This is a genomic window from Mycobacterium sp. 3-98, assembly GCF_035918355.1.
GTDB lineage: Bacteria > Actinomycetota > Actinomycetes > Mycobacteriales > Mycobacteriaceae > Mycobacterium > Mycobacterium intracellulare.
Genome location: NZ_CP142360.1, coordinates 701795 through 715903, shown reverse-complemented (window position 1 = coordinate 715903; position 14109 = coordinate 701795). Strand labels below are relative to the sequence as shown.

The following is a 14109-nucleotide window of genomic DNA, read 5'->3' as shown; positions in this document are numbered from 1 at the left end:
TCATGGGCTTTCTCAAGGGCTGGAGCCGCTGCACGCGTCGGGTGAAGCGACTCACCGGACAGCGTGACACTTCCGGCGAAATTTGTAAAGGTCCTCGCGGGCCGTTACGAACCGCGGCGCGCCTCGAGGTCGGCCAGGACTTCCTCGGTGTGCTGCCCGAGTTCTGGTGCCGCAGAACGCGGTGCCCAGGGGGTGCCGTGAAAATCCGCGGGCGTGGCCACCATCGGCACGGCCGCCTCCCCGTCGGGCACGTCGACGATGCCACCCGCGGCGTGGAACTGCTCGTCGGCCACGACGTCCTCGAGGGTGTTGACCGGTGACCAGAAGAAATCCGGTTCGCCGGCGAAGACCTGCGCCCATTCGTCGAGCGGGCGCGTCGCGAAGATCTCGTCCAGGGCGGCAATCAGCGCCGCCGAGTTGGCCGCACGGGATCGGGCATCGGCGAACCGCGGGTCGTCGCGCCATTCGGGCCGTCCCACCGCGCGGCACAGCGCCGGCCAGTGCCGCTCGGGCTCCAGGCCGACGATCCAGAACCGGCGCCCGTCTTGGGCGGCGTAGTTGTTCATGCACGGGTTGCCCATCGATTCGCGCTGCCCGATCGCGATCGGCTGGCCGCTCATCAGATAGGTGTTCAGGTCGAAGCTCACGGTGTAGGCGCCCTGCCGGTACAGCGAGGTGGTCACCAGCTGGCCCGCCCCGGTGCGTTCGCGCGCCAGCAGCGCCGCGCACACCGCCGCGGCCATCGTCATCCCGGCGGAGTGGTCGCCCATGCCGCCGCGCTGAAACGGGGGCGTCTCGCCTGGCCGGGTGAGCAGGTGGGCCACCCCGGCCCGGGACCAGAACGCGGCCACGTCGAAGGCGGCGCGATCGGCGTCCGGCCCGTTTTCGCCATACCCGGTGATGAGCCCGTAGACCAGGCGGGGGTTGGCCGCCGACACCGACTCGAAGTCCAGCCCCAGACGCTGCAGCGCGCCGGGTCGCACGTTGGTCAGGAAAACGTCTGCGCCGGCGAGCAATTCGAACGCGGTGGCGCGGCCCGCGTCGGTGCCGAGATTGAGGACCACGCTGCGCTTGGAGCGGTTGTCCATTTCGAAGGGCGGGTTGAGGCCCATGTCGCAGCCCAGCATGCGGCCGAACATGCGCGCCGGGTCGCCCGTCGGCGGCTCGATCTTGATCACGTCGGCGCCCCAGTCCGCCAGGATGCCGCCGGCGGCCGGTCCGGCCACCCACACCCCGAGTTCGACGACCTTGACGCCTTCCACCGGTCCCGCCATGCGTAAGTTCCTACTCCCTGCGCCGGCCGCCCGTTGCCACCGGGTCATCCGGTTCGCCGTTCTGATCTGCCCGCCGATGAATCTGGGTGGCCCCGTGTATCGGAATACATGCGGGCGTCGCGCAACGACTGGCCGCGGCAAGCCACCTCACCTATGCGGCCTGCCCAATCCGACACCAATCAATGAAGGAGGCCGTCATCGTGGCCACAATCTCATGCAGGACGGTGCTGATCACCGGGGGAAATCGTGGCATCGGCGCCGCGCTGGTCGCGGAGGCCTTACGCCGGGGCGCCCGACGGGTGTACGTCGGCACCCGGAAGGCCTTGGCCGGCAACGGCGATTCCCGCGTGACACCGCTGGCCCTCGACATCACCGACCCCGCGCAGATTCGGCGGGCCGTGGCCAGGGTCGACTCGCTCGATGTCCTGGTCAACAACGCCGGCCTGGCGGTGTACGACGATCTCGGCGACGCCTCCGCACTGCGGACGCACCTTGCGGTGAATCTGCTCGGCACGTACGACGTGATTCAGGCCTTCCTGCCGATGCTGACGCGATCCGGGGGATCGATCGTCAACAACCTGTCGGTGAACGCCCTGGCGCCGTTGCCGCTGATCCCGGCGTATTCGATCTCCAAGGCCGCGGCGTTCTCCCTCACGCAATCGCTGCGTGTCATCCTGGCCGGGCGGGGCGTGCGGGTTCATGCGGTGCTGACCGGTCCCGTCGACACCGACATGACCCGAGGCCTCGACATCCCCAAGGCCTCAACGCAATCCGTGGCACAAGGCATCTTCGACGGGCTGGAGAACGGCGACGACGAGATCTTTCCCGACCCGATGTCGCGTTCGTTGGCGCAGCGCTGGCAGGTGGGCGTCGCCAAGCTGCTCGAGCAGCAGTACGCGGCCCTGCTCGCACCCGGAGATCCCGTCACATCCTGACTCGCAATCACGAATCCGAATGCCGCCACGCTTACTCGGCCGCGCTGCGGTCGGGCTCCCGCCCTAACCGGGTCTGTCGGATCGAGGCCGGTGTGCACCACAATGGCCTACGCGGGAGCTAGATGAGTGGTTGCAACCGGGAGGAACGCATGACTCTGGTGGCCGGGCGGGGACCGCTCAGCAGCGATCCGGCGGGGCGCTTCTCGCCCGCGATACCCGACGGGCCAGAAGGGATTGTGTACGTCGAGCCGCATCCCCGGCGCGTGCAGGCGGTCAAGGACGGGCGGCTGGTGATCGACACAGAGCGGGCGCTGATGGTGCACCGGCGGGGCCGACCGCTGAGCTACGTCTTCGCGCCCGACGACGTCGGCGACCTGCCGAATGAGCCCGAGCCGGAGGCCCCCGGTTTCGTTCACGTTCCCTGGGACGCGGTGGACACGTGGTTCGAGGAGGGGCGCAAACTCGTGCACTATCCGCCCAATCCGTATCACCGCGTCGACTGCCGTCCGACGCAGCGCCGCCTGCGCGTCCGCGTCGGCGGCACCACGCTGGTCGACACCGACGACACGACGATCCTCTTCGAGACGGCGCTCGAGCCGAGGTTGTATGTCGACCCGGCGCACGTGCGCACCGATCTGCTGGTGCGCTCCGAGACGTCGAGTTACTGCAACTACAAGGGCTTTGCGACGTATTGGTCGTTGGTCTCGGGTGAGCGCGTCGTCGAGGACGTCGCCTGGTGTTATCCCGATCCGCCGCCGGAAAGCCTGCCGATCAAGGGATTCCTCAGCTTCGACGACACCCGCGCCGACGTGCTCGCCGAGCTGCCCGGTGGCCCCCGCGATCCCGCGAGAGTGTAACTGGCAACGCATCTCCCGGGTGCCACCGTCGGTGGTGACACTCTCGCGGCAAAAGTCAGCGGCCGTAGCTGGGACGCCCGAGCCCCAGCTCGTGCTGGGCGATCATGTTGCGGAACACCTCCATGGTGCCGCCGTAGATTCCGGCGGGCACGCCGTGGCGGAAGATGAACTCGATGGCACCGTCGTCCGCGGAACCCGTTGTGTCGGTGGGCAATGCCGAGGCCGTCCCCAGCAGGTCCATCAATTCCTGGGAGACCTCCCGCATGGTCTGGATGAGGCCCACGCGCCCGTACATCCCGGGAGTCGACATGGCCGCCTCGATCCGAGCCATGGCGCGCCCGAGGCGGTATTTCGTCGCCTCGTCGTCGATCGGGCGGCGCCCGTCGGCGTCGGGCGTGGCCAGGATGGCCGCGACTCCGTCGGCCGCCTCGGCCATCAGCTGGCCGTGTTCGGAGAGCATCGAAATGTTCTGCAGGCCATGGTCTTGGACCTCGGTGATGCCGTGTTCGGCGTCGAGGGCGAACCGCATCACCGTCCAGCCGCCGTTGACCTCGCCGATCCGGTAGAGGTCATCGACCCGCACGTCGCTGTAGTACACGATGTTGGTGCGGTCACCATCCAGCGTGCGGATGCCCTGGATCTCGATGCCCTCCGAATCCAGCGGCACCAGAAACATGGTCAGGTTCTTGTGCTTGGGTCCCTGCGGATCGGTGTTGGTGAGCAGGAAGACGTACTTGGCGTTCTGCGCGTTCGAGGTGAACATCTTGGACCCGTTGATGACCCACGCATCGCCGTCGCGCACGGCGCGCGTCTTGCAGGTGGCGACGTCGGAGCCGCCCTCGGGTTCGGTGTAGCCCAGGCAGAGCCGGATCTCACCGGACAGCACGCCCGGCAGCACCGCGTCGACGAGTTCGGGCGCCCCGAACTGCTGCACCAACCGCGCGACGACCGCCGTGGTGCCCCAGTGGAACCACGGGGCGTGGGCGCGACCGATCTCGAGGTGAAAGATCCGGCGGCGCACCGGATTGAAGCCGCCCTCGGACTCCAGCTTCCAGTCCGATTCCAGATAACCGGCTTCGCCCAACGCCAAATGCACCGGTTCACTGAAGTTTTCACCGGTCTCCCGGTCACGCCGCCGCACCTCATCGGTGACGTGCTCGGCGATGAACTCCCGGAACTGATCGTAGAAATCCTGGTCCTCGGGTGAGAGCGCGACGCGGGAGAAGTCCATTCAGGCCGCGTCGATCACGAGGGTGCGGAAACGGTCGAGGGTCTCGAGTGCGTGCGTCATGCTGTCGCCGGGCAGGTGGACACTGACCCACGTCACCCCCAGCTTCGCCAGCCTGTCCAGGCCGTCGAGGTACGCGTCGGCGTTGAACGCGTCATCGGCGGGGCTGCCGCCCTCGAAGTTGGTGAAGGTGATGTCGATCGCCGACCAATCCCGGCCCGCCGCATCGCATCTGCGTCGCAGGTCCTCGATGCCCTCGGCGAGCTTTTGCACCGAATCGATGGTGGCCGTGCCGGCGGTCTGCGCCAACTGGGGCGGGGCGGGAAACGGGCACCAGCCGTCGCCGTACTGTGCCACCCGCTGGCGCGACGCGGTGGTGTTGCCGCCGATCCAGATCGGCGGGTGCGGGCTGCTCAGCGGCCGGGGATGCGCGGTGATGCCGCGCGCGCTGAAGTGCTTGCCCTCAAAGGAGATGTCGTCTTCGGTCCAGACGGCCCGGATCACCTGCAGCGCTTCCTCGAACAACTCGGCGCGCTCGTCGTAGCTGACGCCCAGCGCCGCGAACTCGCGCTTGAGGTAGCCCACGCCCACCGCGAGGGTGAAGCGGCCGCCGGATAGCAGATCCAGGGTGGCGCCGGACTTGGCCACCACGAACGGGTTTCGGTACGGCAGCACGACGATGTTGGGGATCAGCCGCAGGGTGGAGGTGGTGGCGGCGGCGAAACCCAGTGCGACGAAAGGGTCTAACGCGTCATGCCCGCCCGCGTCCAGCCACCGCTGCGACGGCGCGGGGTGATCGGTGAAGCCGAAGCCGTGGATCCCGGCCGCTTCGGTGGCCGCGGCCACCTTGCCGATGCCGTCCCCACTCACCAATTCCGGGTTGTAGGGATGGCTGTGCATCGGGTGGGTGATGGTGAAGCGCATCTGACTTTTCCAGCCGTCAGAAACGCGCGCGGGAATCGATCGCGGTGTCGCTGGTCCGCAGCGGGCGGATCAGCGCCTCCTGGGAGAACGACGCCAGCAGCTCCCCCTCCTCGGCGTGCACGGTGCCGCGCACGTACGACATTCCCGCGCCCACCTGGGTGCTCTCGTGGGTGTAGAGCAGCCAGCCGCTCCAGCGCGCCGGCTCGTGGAAGGCGACCGAGATGCTCATCGGCGCGGTGGACACGGTCAGGTGCGCCTGGGCGGTGCCGATGCCCTCGTGCGCGCGCATGGTGGTGGAGATCCCCAGGTGGCCGGTGAAGTACGCCAGCAGCGCCTTGGCCAGGTCGTCGCGGGTCGGGATGGGGTCGTAGTGCAGCCACGCGTAGAGCTCCGGCGGGCCGACCTCGTCGGGGCTGTTGACGTCGACGACGTCCACCAGGCGCAGCTCGCGGCCGACCATCGGCATCGGTGAGGGGTTGGCGTCGGCCGGCGCGGCCACCTCGGGGCGCGGCAGGTGGTGACGGATGACGTCCGCGGTCGGGACGTCGGCCAGCACCGTGATGCTCAGGCACCGGCGGCCGTTCTGGTGCACGGCCACGACGGCGGTGGCGGTGGACCGGCCCTCGGCCACGACGTCGAGGATCAGCTCGATCGGCGGGCCGACGGTCACGGCTCGGGAGAACACCGCGTGCGCCGAGCGCACCGACTTGTCCGGGAATCGTTTGGCCACCGCGACAATCGCCTGGGCGAGCACCTGGGTGCCCTCCACCACCTGACGTTCGTCGCCGCCGGCGATGCCGGTCTCGCCGGTGAACCGGTCCTGCCCGTCGGCCTGCACGTCAAACAGATCCAGCAGGCCTTGCACCGTCCACTCGGTCTGCTGAGACTCCTCGGAAGCTTTCGTCAAATCCGCTCCACCTCTCGCGCTAGCAGCTCAGGGCTCAGCGTGACACTTTGAGTAGGATTTGTAAAGCTTGGCTAACAAGACCGCGGCCCGGCGGACCAGCCCGCCGACGAAAAGCGCAGGGAGGCAACGCCATTGGGCATCGTGACCACCACTTCGGAGACCGCGTTCACGCAGTCCGCCGAGACCGTCTACGACTTCGTCACCAACCCGTTGAACTGGACCAAGACCTACCCCGGCAGCGCGCACATCGGCGGGTTGCCCGACCTACCCCTCAAGGTGGGTGACACCTGGGAGGAAGCGGGGCCCGACGGCGACCGGATCTTCCGCTGGCAGCTGGCCGCCGCCGTGCGGCCGACGCTGTTCGTGTTCACCTCGATCGGCAGCCTGGGCCATGACCGCGACGGGAACGGCGGCATGGAGGGCAGGATCACCGTGTCGTACCGCTTCACCCGGCCGGGCCAGGACGTCACGCTGTTCTCCCGGACCATGACGATCGAGGCGTACAAGCACGCGCCCCTGCCCGATCAGCTCTTCATCCAGGCCAACCCGGCGAAGATCGACGCCTACCACGAGGCCGTCGCACGAGAACTCGCCCGGTCGGCAGATTGACACCGGTACCCGCGGTGCGTGACACTTTTTCGGTGTTTTGTAAAGCGGAAGGTTGGCCAAAGGCATGAGCGGATGATCCCCGAGCCGCTGGCCAACGGGTTCTGCTTCGGCGAGGGGCCGCGCTGGTTCGAGGGCCTGCTGTGGTTCTCCGACATGCTAGGCGAGGCGGTCCACACCTCGACCATGGGGGGCTCGCTGACCACGCTGCCGCTGCCCGGGCACTCGCCGTCGGGCTTGGGTTTCCGTCCCGACGGCTCGCTGCTGATCGCGTCGACCGAGGACCGGCGGGTGCTGCGCTACGACGGCGAAAGCGTCGCCACCATCGCCGATCTCGCCGACGTGGCGCCGGCCAACCTCGGTGACATGGTCATCGACGACGTGGGCCGCGCCTACATCGGATGCCAGGCGCTGCGCGGCGGCGTCATCGTCCGCCTCGACCCCGACGACAGCGCGACCGTCGTCGCCGAGGATCTCGACTTCCCCAACGGGATGGTGATCACCCCGGACCGCGAGACGCTGATCGTCGCCGAGTCAACGGGCCGGCGGCTGACCGCGTTTTCGATCGGCGGCGACGGTGGGCTGACCGACCGCCGGATCTTCGCCGACGGCCTGGACGGGCCGCCCGACGGCATCGCGCTCGACGCCGAGGGCGGGGTGTGGACGTCGATGACCCTGGCCCACCAGTTCGAGCGGATCGTGGCCGGCGGGAACGTGACCGACCGGATCGACATGGGCGACCGGGTCGCCATCGCCTGCGCCCTCGGCGGCCCGCAGCGCCGCACCCTGTTTCTGTTGTCGAGCACGGACGCCTATCCTCAGCGCCTGGCCGGCACCCGGCTTTCCCGGCTGGACGCCGTCACGGTGACCACTCCCGGCGCCGGCCTGCCCTGACCCCCGAAGAGGTTGACGATGACCGACGCCTACTACGAGCTGATCGACCCGGCCGACGCGCCGGGCGAGAAGTTCCGGGCGACCGACCTGGCGCGCGGCACCTGGTCGGCGGCGATCCAGCACGGTGGTCCGGTGTCGGGGCTGCTGGTCCGGGCGCTGGAGCGCTGCGAACAGCGCGACGACACCCGCCTGTCCCGGGTCGTGATCGACCTGCTGGGCGGGGTACCGGCCGAGGGCGACCTGTGGGTCCGCTCGCAGGTGCAACGGCCCGGCAAGCAGATCGAACTCGTCAGCGCCGAGATGCTGGCGCCGGGTCCCGACGGCGCGCCCCGGCCGGTGGCGCGCGCCACCGGTTGGCGGTTGCAGCACCAGGACACCGAGGAGCTCGCGCACGCCGCGGCTCCCCTGCCCCGGCCGAGGGCCGAGGCCCACGACCGCAACCTCAAGGCCAAGGACTGGGACCGCAACTACGTGCACAGCCTCGAGTGGCTGTGGCTGACCGAGCCGCTGAGCGAAGGCCCGGGCGAATCGTGGATCAACCCGACCGTCGACCTGGTCAACGGCGAGCCCATGACCCAGCTGGAACGGCTGTTCGCGGTCGCCGACTGCGCCAACGGCATCGGCAGCAAGCTGGACATCACCAAATGGACCTTCCTCAACACCGATCTGGCCGTGCACGTGTTTCGTGTCCCCGATGGTGATTGGATCGGGATCAGGGCGGAAACCAGTTACGGGCCGGACGGGATCGGGACGACGATCGGCACATTGTTCGACGAACAGGGCGCGGTCGGCGCCATCCAGCAGTCGGTGCTGGTGCGCCGGCGCCCGCCTCGGGCCTAACGTGGAGGCGAAAACATGAGCCACCCGATCCGGGCGACGACGATCGCCGACACTGACACCTCGACCCGTCAGCGCATTCTGGCGGCCACCGCCGAGGTGCTCGGCCGCAACGGCAAGACCAAGCTGAGCCTGTCCGACGTGGCCACCCAGGCGGGCGTCTCCCGCCCGACGCTGTACCGCTGGTTCGCGTCCAAAGAGGAGTTGCTGTCGGCGTTTTCGGCCTACGAGCGACAGATCTTCGAAAGCGGCCTCGTGAAGGCCACCGCGGGCCTCAAGGGCGTGGACAAGCTCGACGCCGTGCTGCGGTTCATCGTCGATTACCAGCATTCGTACTCCGGCGTGCGCATGGTCGACGTCGAGCCCGAGCACACCATCGCCCAGTTCTCGTGGGTGATCCCGCAGATGCGCGAGGGCTTGCAGCGGCACCTGCCCGGGCCCAACTCCGCGGTGAAGGCGGCGACGGTGATCCGGATCGCGATCTCGCACTACATCGTGCGCAGCGACGACGCCGACCAGTTTCTGGCGCAGCTGCGCCACGCGGTCGGCATCAAGGGCTCGTCCTAGCCCCGCGAAACTGTAACTGGCAGCGCGTTTCCCGAGTAGCAGCGTCGGTAACGAGAGGCTCGCGAAGGCGCGCTACTCGAACAGCACCGCGGCGTTGAGGTAGCCGGTCGGGTCCAGCGCCGCCTTGAGGGTGCGCATCGCGGCGATGTCGGCGGGTTCGCGTGACATGCCGAGGTAGGGCCGCTTGCGGCTGCCGACGCCGTGCTCGGAGCTGACGTTGCCGCCACAGCGGGCGATGAGGTCCATCATCGGCTCATAGAGGTGCCGCTCTTGCTCGCCCGGGCAACGCAATACGTTCAGGTGCAGGTTACCCTCGCCGATATGCCCGAACAGCACCGGCAGCGCCCCGGGGGCGTGGGTGCTGACCAATTCGACGGCGTGCCTTTCGAATTCGCTGATCGCCGACAGCGGCAGCGACACGTCGAACTTCAGCGGCGGCCCGTACACGCCGAGCACCTCGGCCAGTGATTCGCGCACCTGCCACAACCGTTGCTGCGCGGCAAGATCCACGCCCACCGCCGGTTCGCCGCACATGGGCACGTTCTCGAGCAGGCCGGCGAGGCGCTCGGTCTGGTCGTGGTCGGCGGCCAACTCCACCAGCAGCAGCCAGTCCCCGGTGACGGGGGCCCCCACGCCGCGATGCTCGCGGGTCAGCGCGGCGGCCCGGCCGTCGATCAATTCCAGGGCCGCGATGCCGTCCACGTCGCGGAAGATCCGGCCGGCGGAAACCAGCGCGTCGAGGTCGGCGAATCCGCAGATGGCGGTCACCCGGTGCGGGGGGATGGCGTGCAGCCGCAGATCCAGCCCGGTGATGACGCCGAGCGTGCCCTCGGCGCCCACGAACAGCGCCGGAAGGTCATAGCCGGTGTTGTCCCGGCGCACCCGGCTGTGGCGGCGCAGCAGCGAGCCGTCGGGCAGCGCGACCTGGACGCCGATCACCTGCTCACCCATGTTGCCGTACCGGACGGTGCGCAGGCCGCCGGCGTTGGTCGACGCCATGCCGCCGACGGTCGCCGTGTCGCGGGCGGACAGGTCCACACCGAACACGAGATTGGCCGCGGCCGCGGCCCGTTGCACCGCGGCCAGGGTGGCTCCGGCGCCGACCTCGATGCGGCTCTCGACGGTGTCGACGTCACCGATGGCGTGCAGCCGCTCGGTGGACAGCAACACGTCGTCGTGTTCGGGGACGGTGCCGGCCACCAGCGAGGTCCGGCCGCCCTGCACCGTCACGTGCGCGCCGGCGTCGCGGCACACCCGCAGCACCTCGGCGACCTGCTCGGCCGAGCCGGGCCGCACCAGCGCGCTCGCCCGCCCGCGGTAGCGGCCGGTGTGGTCGACGCTGCGCGCCGCCAGCACGTCGGGGTCGGTGACGACGTGATTCGATCCGACCAGGCCGGCCAGCCTACGCAGCATGATTGCGGTTATAGCACCGCACTAGAACAAGTCCTTGTGGTTCACGTCGGTGATCAGGCCGCCGTCCATGACGAACTCGCTGCCGGTGGCATACGACGATTCGTCGCTGGCCAAAAACAGCACGAACGTTGCGACCTCCCGCACTTGCCCGGGCCGGCCCAGCGGGACGGTCACCATGTCCTCGGGCAGATGCTTGGTCATCGGGGTGCGAATGAAGCCGGGGTGTATGGAGTTGACCCGGATGTTGTGCTTTGCCAGCTCCAGGGCGGCCGACTTGGCCAGGCCCCGCACTCCCCACTTGGATGCGACATACGGGTGCACCATGGGCGCACCGCGCAGGCCCTCGATCGACGACACGTTGATGATCGAGCCACCGCCGGCCGCGATCATCGGGTCGACGGCCACCCGCATGCCCAGGAATGTTCCGGTCAGATTGACGTCAATGACCTTCTGCCACTTGGCCAGATCGAAGCTCCTGAGCGGGCCGAGCGCGACGGTGCCGGCGTTGTTGACCAAAACGTCGAGCTTGCCGAATTCGCCGACCGCGGTCGCGACCGCGGCTTCCCACTGGTCGGGCTGGGTGACGTCGAGGTGTACATAGCGCGCGGATTCCCCGATCTCGTCGGCCAGCGCCTTGCCCTGGTCGTCGAGGATGTCGCCGATGACAACCTTGGCGCCCTCCTCGACGAGCAGGCGCGCGTCTTCGGCGCCCATCCCACCGGCGGCGCCACTGATCAGTGCAACTTTTCCGTCAACGCGACCCACCTGGGTCTCCTTTCGATTAACTGGTCACCAAAGTGCTTGGTGCGTAAAGGCCTTTTCCGGTGACCAGCGGCAGGTCGAGCGTGGTCCGGATGCCGGGGGGCGCCGCGATCACCGCCGGGATGGCGTTGACGACGCGGCCCGCGGCGCCCGCGATCGCGGCGTGATTGTGGTCGCCCTTGCGGCTGCTGGGAATGATGTCGACCGCGTAGGAGGGTTCGCCGGTGATCTCGACGCGGTAGGAGCCGTCGCCCGCGGCGGGCTGGGGCAGGTCCGGGCGCAGGTCGGGCCGCAGCCGGGTGACGTGCTCGATGACGATGGCGGGGTGGCCCTTGACCATGCCGCGGATCTCGAACTGCAGCACGGCCACGGTCCCCTTGGCGACGTGGCCGACCGCGATGTCGAAGTCCTCGGGCGCGGGCTCGCGCTGGTAGGACTCGGTGATCTCGTCGACCTCGATGCCCAGGCCGGCCGCCAGCTGACGGATCGCGGTGCCCCAGGCGATGCTGAGGATGCCCGGCTGCAGCAGCATCGGGATCTCGTCCATGGGCTTGGCGAATCCCATGTAGTCCATGACCTCGGTGCCGTTGTAGGACGCGTAGTCGTGAATCTCCATGCAGCGCACCTGCTCGATGCGCTGACACGTCCCGGCGAGCGCGAACGGGATCAGGTCGTTGGCGAACCCGGGGTCGACGCCGCTGATGAAGATACTTGAATTGCCTTGCTTGGCAGCGTCTTCCACGCGGGCGATGTATTTGTCGGGCATCACGCCCCACGGGTACTGCAGCAGCCCCGGCGAGGATCCGACGACGTTGATGCCGGCGGCCAGGATGCGCATGACGTCGGCCATGGCCTCGGGCAGCCTGGTGTCGCCCATCGCGCAGTAGACGACGCACTCGGGCTTGGTGGCGATGATGGCGTCCAGGTCGTCGACGGCCGCGACGCCCGTCACCACGCCGGCGTCCAGGCCGACGCCGCACAGCTCGCCCGCGTCCATACCCACCTTTTCCGGGTTGGAGACGCACACCCCGGTCAGCTCGAACTGCGGGTTGGTGATCAGTTCGGCGAGGGCCAGCCCACCGACGTTGCCGGTACCGACGTGCGCGACGCGGATCGCCATGACAGTCTCCGTCCGTTGAGCGCTCAAAACGTTTCTAGACACTAGTCCATTAATTTGGGCGCGCATACCTGCGGACCGCCCGTGGACCGCGGGGGCAGAATCAACCGTTGATGACCACACGCGAAGACCTTCGGTTCCCGTCCGGCGACGACCTGATCAGCGCCTGGCTCTACCGCCCGCCGGGCGACGGCCCCGCGCCGCTGCTGGTGATGGCCCACGGCCTGGGCGCCGTGCGGAGCATGCGCCTGGACGCCTACGCCGAACGCTTCAGCGCGGCCGGCTACGCGTGCCTGGTGTTCGACTACCGCAACTTCGGCGACAGCGGGGGCCGGCCCCGTCAGGTCCTCGACGTCGGCATGCAGCTCGCCGACTGGGCCGCGGCCGTCGACTACGCGCGCACCCTGCCGGGTGTCGATCCCGCTCGAATCGCGTTGTGGGGCACCTCTTTTGCCGGCGGTCACGTGATCGCGACGGCGGCGCGGCTGCCGGGCATCGCCGCGGCCGTCGCCCAGTGCCCCTTCACCGACGGCATCGCGTCCGCGCGCACCATCACCAACCCTCTGATCACCGCGCGCATCACCGCGCGGGCGGTGCGCGACGTGCTCGCGAGCAAGCGGGGCGGGCCACCGGTGATGGTCGCGACGGCGGGGCGGCCCGGCGAGGTCGCGTTGATGAACACGCCCGACGCGTACGAGGGCTACCTGCGGCTGGTGCCCGACGGCGCCGACGTACGCAACGAGGTCGCCGCCCGAATCGCGTTGCAGGTCTTCACCTATCGCCCGGGACGCCTGACACCGAAGATCGGTTGCCCGATCCTGTTCTGCGTGTGCGAGGCCGACTCGGTGGCCCCCGCGGCGGCGACGCTGCGCCACGCGGCCAGAGCGCCCCGCGGCGAGGTCAAGCTGTATCCGGAGGGCCATTTCGCGATCTACGTCGACGACGCGTTCGAGCGGGTGGTCGCCGACCAGCTCGCGTTCCTCGACAAGCACCTGCGCGGTTAAGGACCCAGCGGAGACGTCGTGCGGATCGCCTCGTCGCGGATCAGTCCGCGCAGCAGCGCCGTGCTGAACTCCGCCGCGATCTCCTTGGCGGAGCGCCGCCCGCTGGGCCGCAGCCAGCGATAGCTACCCAGCGTCATGCCGATGTAGCCCAGCGCCAGCACGTGCGAATCGCACTGGTAGAACTCGCCGCTGGCGATCCCGCGGTCGATCAGGCCGTGCACGTGGTGGTAGACCTGCGCTTCCTTCTCGCGGACCTCGGCGACCTGCTCGCTGGTGAACCACTCGGTGATGTAGGGCTGCTCCTGGAAGTACACCGCGGCGCGCTCGGGATCGCTGGCGATGCCGGTCAGCAGCCGGACGGTGTACTGGTAGAGCGCCTCGCGCGCGGTCCAGGACGGGTCGTCGTGCACGGCGGCCAGCGTGCCCTCGGCGGCCTGGCGGTAGATGTCGAACAGAATCAGCGACTTGCTGGCGTAATAGTGGTAGACGGTCGCCTTGTTCAGGCCGATCACGTCGGCCACGTCGTCCATCCGGGTGCCGTGATAGCCGCGCGCCGCGAACAGCTTGGTGGCGACGGCCAGCAGCTCTTCGCGCCGCGTTTGCCCATTGGGTGTGACGCTGTCGGTGGGCATCTGTTCTCACTATCGTCGGTACGGGCAGGCCAGGCCCGGTTCGGCCAAGAATAACTATCAATCAACTGGTTGGACAGTTTAAGCAAAAACGCCGGGTGTCACGTCGACGGGCATGCGACTAGACTCCTCTTCGAACGAGATTCGAGAGGTGG

At 68.7% G+C, this 14109-nt stretch carries 15 protein-coding genes; 7 read left to right on the top strand and 8 right to left on the bottom strand.

Features of this window, described 5'->3' with window-relative positions:
- Positions 1–104: 104 nt before the first annotated feature.
- Positions 105–1274, bottom strand: a complete 1170-nt coding sequence (locus QGN30_RS03550; protein ID WP_326566389.1) for a CaiB/BaiF CoA transferase family protein — start codon at positions 1272–1274, stop codon at positions 105–107.
- A gap of 182 nt (positions 1275–1456) precedes the next feature.
- Between QGN30_RS03550 and QGN30_RS03545 the strand changes: the two genes are divergently transcribed.
- Positions 1457–2209 carry an SDR family NAD(P)-dependent oxidoreductase gene (locus QGN30_RS03545; protein ID WP_014381469.1) on the top strand — a complete coding sequence of 251 codons (753 nt, stop codon included), beginning with the start codon at positions 1457–1459 and terminating at the stop codon, positions 2207–2209.
- A gap of 149 nt (positions 2210–2358) precedes the next feature.
- Entirely contained in the window at positions 2359–3066 is a 708-nt protein-coding gene (locus QGN30_RS03540; protein WP_014943130.1) for a DUF427 domain-containing protein, read from the top strand.
- Positions 3067–3121: 55 nt separating this feature from the next.
- On the opposite strand, the gene QGN30_RS03535 is transcribed toward QGN30_RS03540, so the two are convergent.
- From QGN30_RS03535 to QGN30_RS03525, 3 genes are read right to left on the bottom strand one after another with little or no spacing between them, the layout of a single operon-like run.
- Positions 3122–4297, bottom strand: a complete 1176-nt coding sequence (locus tag QGN30_RS03535) for an acyl-CoA dehydrogenase family protein (RefSeq protein ID WP_014381470.1) — start codon at positions 4295–4297, stop codon at positions 3122–3124.
- Entirely contained in the window at positions 4298–5218 is a 921-nt protein-coding gene (locus tag QGN30_RS03530) for an LLM class F420-dependent oxidoreductase (RefSeq protein ID WP_014381471.1), read from the bottom strand.
- A gap of 16 nt (positions 5219–5234) precedes the next feature.
- Complete coding sequence (locus QGN30_RS03525) at positions 5235–6125, bottom strand: acyl-CoA thioesterase (protein ID WP_020188396.1); 891 nt, start codon at positions 6123–6125, stop codon at positions 5235–5237.
- Positions 6126–6257: 132 nt separating this feature from the next.
- Here QGN30_RS03525 and QGN30_RS03520 point away from each other — a divergent pair, with 132 nt between their 5' ends.
- From QGN30_RS03520 to QGN30_RS03505, 4 genes are all read left to right on the top strand, one after another.
- On the top strand, positions 6258–6734 hold the full coding sequence (locus tag QGN30_RS03520) for an SRPBCC family protein (RefSeq protein ID WP_248923279.1): 477 nt from the start codon (positions 6258–6260) through the stop codon (positions 6732–6734).
- A gap of 72 nt (positions 6735–6806) precedes the next feature.
- A complete protein-coding gene (locus tag QGN30_RS03515; protein ID WP_248923280.1) occupies positions 6807–7625 on the top strand; it encodes an SMP-30/gluconolactonase/LRE family protein in 819 nt (272 codons plus the stop codon).
- A gap of 18 nt (positions 7626–7643) precedes the next feature.
- A complete protein-coding gene (locus QGN30_RS03510) occupies positions 7644–8465 on the top strand; it encodes a thioesterase family protein (protein ID WP_009955710.1) in 822 nt (273 codons plus the stop codon).
- Positions 8466–8480: 15 nt separating this feature from the next.
- The gene (locus QGN30_RS03505) at positions 8481–9029 is read left to right on the top strand and encodes a TetR/AcrR family transcriptional regulator (RefSeq protein ID WP_009955708.1); all 549 of its coding nucleotides are present in this window, start codon (positions 8481–8483) and stop codon (positions 9027–9029) included.
- A gap of 72 nt (positions 9030–9101) precedes the next feature.
- Here the strand turns inward: QGN30_RS03505 and QGN30_RS03500 are convergent, their stop codons facing one another.
- From QGN30_RS03500 to QGN30_RS03490, 3 genes are read right to left on the bottom strand one after another with little or no spacing between them, the layout of a single operon-like run.
- Positions 9102–10442, bottom strand: coding sequence for an FAD-binding oxidoreductase (locus tag QGN30_RS03500; RefSeq protein ID WP_248923281.1), 1341 nt, complete (start codon positions 10440–10442; stop codon positions 9102–9104).
- 21 nt (positions 10443–10463) lie between these two features.
- Positions 10464–11207, bottom strand: coding sequence for a glucose 1-dehydrogenase (locus QGN30_RS03495; protein WP_009956630.1), 744 nt, complete (start codon positions 11205–11207; stop codon positions 10464–10466).
- 16 nt (positions 11208–11223) lie between these two features.
- Positions 11224–12324 carry an NAD(P)H-dependent amine dehydrogenase family protein gene (locus QGN30_RS03490; RefSeq protein ID WP_038538116.1) on the bottom strand — a complete coding sequence of 367 codons (1101 nt, stop codon included), beginning with the start codon at positions 12322–12324 and terminating at the stop codon, positions 11224–11226.
- A 110-nt stretch (positions 12325–12434) separates the two neighbouring features.
- Between QGN30_RS03490 and QGN30_RS03485 the strand changes: the two genes are divergently transcribed.
- Positions 12435–13325, top strand: coding sequence for an alpha/beta hydrolase (locus QGN30_RS03485; RefSeq protein ID WP_038538119.1), 891 nt, complete (start codon positions 12435–12437; stop codon positions 13323–13325).
- Here the strand turns inward: QGN30_RS03485 and QGN30_RS03480 are convergent.
- Positions 13322–13957, bottom strand: a complete 636-nt coding sequence (locus QGN30_RS03480) for a TetR/AcrR family transcriptional regulator (RefSeq protein WP_008262031.1) — start codon at positions 13955–13957, stop codon at positions 13322–13324. The genes QGN30_RS03485 and QGN30_RS03480 overlap by 4 nt on opposite strands.
- Positions 13958–14109: the final 152 nt, after the last annotated feature.

Bases quoted from the DNA above. Each gene is read 5' to 3' on its own strand.
- QGN30_RS03550 (WP_326566389.1), bottom strand. From the start codon at position 1,274: ATGGCGGGACCGGTGGAAGGCGTCAAGGTCGTCGAACTCGGGGTGTGG.
- QGN30_RS03545 (WP_014381469.1), top strand. From the start codon at position 1,457: ATGAAGGAGGCCGTCATCGTGGCCACAATCTCATGCAGGACGGTGCTG.
- QGN30_RS03540 (WP_014943130.1), top strand. From the start codon at position 2,359: ATGACTCTGGTGGCCGGGCGGGGACCGCTCAGCAGCGATCCGGCGGGG.
- QGN30_RS03535 (WP_014381470.1), bottom strand. From the start codon at position 4,297: ATGGACTTCTCCCGCGTCGCGCTCTCACCCGAGGACCAGGATTTCTAC.
- QGN30_RS03530 (WP_014381471.1), bottom strand. From the start codon at position 5,218: ATGCGCTTCACCATCACCCACCCGATGCACAGCCATCCCTACAACCCG.
- QGN30_RS03515 (WP_248923280.1), top strand. From the start codon at position 6,807: ATGATCCCCGAGCCGCTGGCCAACGGGTTCTGCTTCGGCGAGGGGCCG.
- QGN30_RS03510 (WP_009955710.1), top strand. From the start codon at position 7,644: ATGACCGACGCCTACTACGAGCTGATCGACCCGGCCGACGCGCCGGGC.
- QGN30_RS03505 (WP_009955708.1), top strand. From the start codon at position 8,481: ATGAGCCACCCGATCCGGGCGACGACGATCGCCGACACTGACACCTCG.
- QGN30_RS03500 (WP_248923281.1), bottom strand. From the start codon at position 10,442: ATGCTGCGTAGGCTGGCCGGCCTGGTCGGATCGAATCACGTCGTCACC.
- QGN30_RS03490 (WP_038538116.1), bottom strand. From the start codon at position 12,324: ATGGCGATCCGCGTCGCGCACGTCGGTACCGGCAACGTCGGTGGGCTG.
- QGN30_RS03485 (WP_038538119.1), top strand. From the start codon at position 12,435: ATGACCACACGCGAAGACCTTCGGTTCCCGTCCGGCGACGACCTGATC.
- QGN30_RS03480 (WP_008262031.1), bottom strand. From the start codon at position 13,957: ATGCCCACCGACAGCGTCACACCCAATGGGCAAACGCGGCGCGAAGAG.